Source organism: Micromonospora sp. ATLC20 (genome assembly GCF_057196585.1).
Genome location: NZ_JBXUOV010000317.1, coordinates 1 through 3,344 on the forward strand (window position 1 = coordinate 1; position 3,344 = coordinate 3,344).

6 protein-coding genes and 1 pseudogene are annotated in these 3,344 nt (G+C 74.4%); 6 read left to right on the forward strand and 1 reads right to left on the reverse strand.

Going from position 1 to position 3,344, the window contains the following annotated elements:
* A pseudogene (locus AC2CHG_RS30725) lies at positions 1-319 on the forward strand (hypothetical protein); the annotation flags it as partial.
* A 27-nt stretch (positions 320-346) separates the two neighbouring features.
* Here AC2CHG_RS30725 and AC2CHG_RS30730 read toward each other — a convergent pair.
* Positions 347-913: a snapalysin family zinc-dependent metalloprotease gene (locus AC2CHG_RS30730; RefSeq protein ID WP_262014916.1), complete on the reverse strand. Its 567-nt coding sequence runs from the start codon at positions 911-913 to the stop codon at positions 347-349.
* 118 nt (positions 914-1,031) lie between these two features.
* Between AC2CHG_RS30730 and AC2CHG_RS30735 the strand changes: the two genes are divergently transcribed.
* From AC2CHG_RS30735 to AC2CHG_RS30755, 5 genes are all read left to right on the forward strand, one after another.
* Positions 1,032-1,421: a globin family protein gene (locus tag AC2CHG_RS30735; RefSeq protein ID WP_484526134.1), complete on the forward strand. Its 390-nt coding sequence runs from the start codon at positions 1,032-1,034 to the stop codon at positions 1,419-1,421.
* Between the two features lie 159 nt (positions 1,422-1,580).
* The gene (locus AC2CHG_RS30740; RefSeq protein ID WP_262014914.1) at positions 1,581-2,294 is read left to right on the forward strand and encodes a hypothetical protein; all 714 of its coding nucleotides are present in this window, start codon (positions 1,581-1,583) and stop codon (positions 2,292-2,294) included.
* A gap of 13 nt (positions 2,295-2,307) precedes the next feature.
* A complete protein-coding gene (locus AC2CHG_RS30745) occupies positions 2,308-2,568 on the forward strand; it encodes a class I SAM-dependent methyltransferase (RefSeq protein ID WP_262014913.1) in 261 nt (86 codons plus the stop codon).
* Complete coding sequence (locus AC2CHG_RS30750) at positions 2,565-2,972, forward strand: hypothetical protein (RefSeq protein ID WP_091418959.1); 408 nt, start codon at positions 2,565-2,567, stop codon at positions 2,970-2,972. The genes AC2CHG_RS30745 and AC2CHG_RS30750 overlap by 4 nt, the downstream gene beginning before the upstream one ends.
* A 42-nt stretch (positions 2,973-3,014) precedes the next feature.
* On the forward strand, positions 3,015-3,344 hold a 330-nt coding region (locus AC2CHG_RS30755; protein WP_484526135.1), incomplete at its 3' end, for an AAA family ATPase.

Sequence of the window (3,344 nt, forward strand, 5' to 3'; positions counted from 1 at the left end):
GGCCGGGCGGCTGGCCGACGCCCGCCGGGCCGGGCGGGACGCACGCGCCGACGAGCGGGCCGCGCTCGGCGCTGCCACGGCTGTCCTCGCCCAGCAGATCATCGACCTGGACGGGCATGCCGGGCCGGCTGCCCCGGCGCATCGGCGGCTGGCCGCCGACTACGTGGGCCTGCTCGACGAGGTGTCCGAGGTGGACGACGACGCCGGGGCCGTGCGCCGGCTCCGGGAGCGGGTCGAGGAGCTGAGCCGCCGCGCGGCGGATCTCGCCGACGACGCCGCGTCCGGCCGGCGTGGGACGCGCGGACGGGGCCGGCGGTGATCCGCCGACCCCGTCGTCAGTGCGTCGTCAGCGCTGGGCGCCCACCGTCGAGGCGGCCGGCCAGCTGCCGGTGAAGACCTGGGCGGGCGTCGCGCTGCGGACGGCGAAGCCGAACAGCGAGTCGACCCGGGATGCCTCGGCGGAGCTGGGGTACGGGTTGGTGCAGCTCGTGCCGGCGCTGCCGCCGGACATCAGGATGGCGCAGTTGCCGTTGTAGTTGTCCGGCAGGCCGAGGATGTGGCCGATCTCGTGCGTCATGATGCGCAGTGCCGAGTACTGCTGGGCCTGGTTGTAGTCGATCACCACGCGGCCGTTGCCGAGGCTGGTGCGCTGGGCGTACGAGCCGCCGCCGTAGGTGTAGGTGATCCGCAGGTTGGACCCGCACTGGGCCATGTTGATGTTGTTCGTGTAGTTGTTCCAGATCGCCGCCGCCTGCACCGCCGTGTTGGCGAACGGGCCGGCCTGGCTGATGTTGTAGCAGACGTTGCGGACGGCGGCGGAGGCCGGAGCCGGGTTGACGGCTACCGCGCCTACTGCTGCCAGCGTCGCGGCCGCGAGGGTGGCGAGGATCCGGGACAGCTTGGGCTTACGCATGGTTCACACTCCTTGGGATGGGGGGGGTGAGCGGAACGCCGCAAGCCTATAGATAGGCATTCATCGATATCAAGGGTTGCGGTGAACTGACCGGGCTCGATCATCCGTACCCCTGGTCGTGCGGACCACGGAGCTGGTGACCTGTCCCCGCGAGCCCTGCGAACGGCTCGGCCCGGTCGCCGTGCGCGCCGCGGTGCACCGCTGGCTGCGGCTGATCGCTGCGGACGCGGAGCTGGCGCCGTACCTGATCGGGGTGGACCGCCGCCGGCTCGCCGCGCTGCTCACCGCCCGGCTGGGCGCGGCGCTGGGCGGGACGCGACGGAGTCCGGACGGCGTGCCCGCGGACGCCGGCGCACCGGTCCTCGGTGGACCACGACGCCCGCCGCTCACCGGCGAGCAGCGCTGGCGCGTCCTGGACTACCTGGCCGCGGCACTCTGGACGCTCGACCTGCCGGCGGCGACCGTCGTCGACGCGCAGCGGGCCGTGGCCGGGCTGCTCCGGGCCTGACCGCCCGTCCGGCCGGGGTGGCGTGAACCGGGCACAGGAACGGTCGTTCACGCCGCCGGGTATCCCCGGCTTTCCTGTCGGCCTCCCGTCACGCAGGGTGTATTTCTGATCGCTTCCGGTCGATAGCGTCGGAGCACTGCCGTCGACGAAGGGCCGACGATGAACGACAACGGACACCTGCTCGACCGTCGGCGACTGCTCGCCGGCGCGGCGGCGGCCTCTGCGGTCACAGTGACCGGCCTGGCCGTCGCCACCACCACCGGCGCCGCGGCGGCCGCACCGGGCCGCCCCGCGACGCCACTCGTCTCCCGGGACCGCATCGCCACCGCCGCGCTGCGGGCGCCCGACGGATCCGCACTCCCGGTCGCCGTCCAGGCCGACTTCCACGCCCGGCTCGCCGCCTGGCTGGCGTTCTGGTCGGCGAACTCGCCGGCGGCCTGGAGCGTGCCGGTGCAGGTGGTCGCCCGGATCGAGGCGGCCGGCGACGCGCTGGTGCTGCACGGGATCCGGCACCGCCGCGACGACGAGCTGCGCGCCGGCTTCGCCGCCGGCCGGCGGGACGCCACCCACCTGGCCACGCTGGCCAGCCTGCACCACCACTTCCCGAGCGTGCGGGTCCGCCCGGACGGCACGATCCGGGTCGCCGACGGACCCGCCGGGTTCACCGGCGCGCCGGAACAGGTCGCCTTCGCGGTCGCGTCCTGCCGCGAACTGTGGGGCGACACCACGGCGACCGCCGACCGCTGGGCGGAGCACGCCGCCCGGGTGCTCGCCCGCGCCGGGCATCGCACCGACGCCGCCTCGCACGCCGGCTGGGCGGCCTTCACCCGCACCAGCCTGCGTCGCGGGCTGGGCACCGAATCGTACGAGTGACCGGAGGAAGCACATGGCCCGCAACGAGTTCCGCTTCGTGGTCGACGGCGTCGACCTGAGCCCCGAACAGCAGACAGTGATCGCCGCGGAGATCCAGAAGGCCGGCCTGGCCGCGCTGCGTACCGCCGACGCCAGGCTGACCAACCCGCTGACCGTCGGCCACGGCAACATCAAGCTGCGTCCCGAGTGGTACGGCCTCTGGGTCATCGACGGGCCGTTCGCCCAGGACCTCGGGCAGAAGATCAACGACATCGGGTTCTGGATCCAGCGGTGACCGACGCCGCCCGGCCGGCCGGCACGCCGGAGCGGATGTGCCCGAGCACCCCGGCGTCGAACGCCACCGTGTTCCTCGGCATGATCACTCCGGCGGGCCGGGTGGCCTACGTGACTCCGGCCGTACCGGCCGAGGTGGCGCTCGCCGGGCTCGGTGACTCCGACGAGCCGATCGAGTCGCGGGCCCGACTCGCCGGCCCGTGCGTCACCTCGTCCTGTGGCTTCTGGACCGGCTCGCACTGCGGGCTGGGCGCCCGGATGGCCGCCTCGTACGCCGAGACCGCCCCGCCGGCCGAGGAGACGCTGCCGAAGTGCGCGATCCGGCGTACCTGCCGGTGGTTCGCCGAACAGGGACCGGCCGCCTGCCCGGCGTGCGCGCACGTGGTGACCGACGCGCGGCTCTGAGGGACCCTCCTTGTCGGACCCTTCGGCTAGCGTCGTGAGGTCATGGAGCCGCGGTTCGGCCAACACCTCATCGGGCGGGAGCATCCCGCTGCGCTGCTGCGCGCCGAGGTGGCCCGGCTGGTCGACAGTCACGGCGGTCTCGTCCTGGTCACCGGCGAGCCGGGCATCGGCAAGACCACGCTGGTGTCGGCCGCCGCCGACGAGGCCCGCCGCGGCGGGGCGCTGGTGCTCGGCGCCGCCTGCTGGGACTCCGACACCGCTCCCGACTACTGGCCCTGGGTGCAGGTGCTGCGCCGGCTGGCCCGGTCCGCCGACGACCCGCGCGGGGTGCGGGAGGCGGCCGCTGTCGGCCTGGCGGCACTGCTCGGCGAG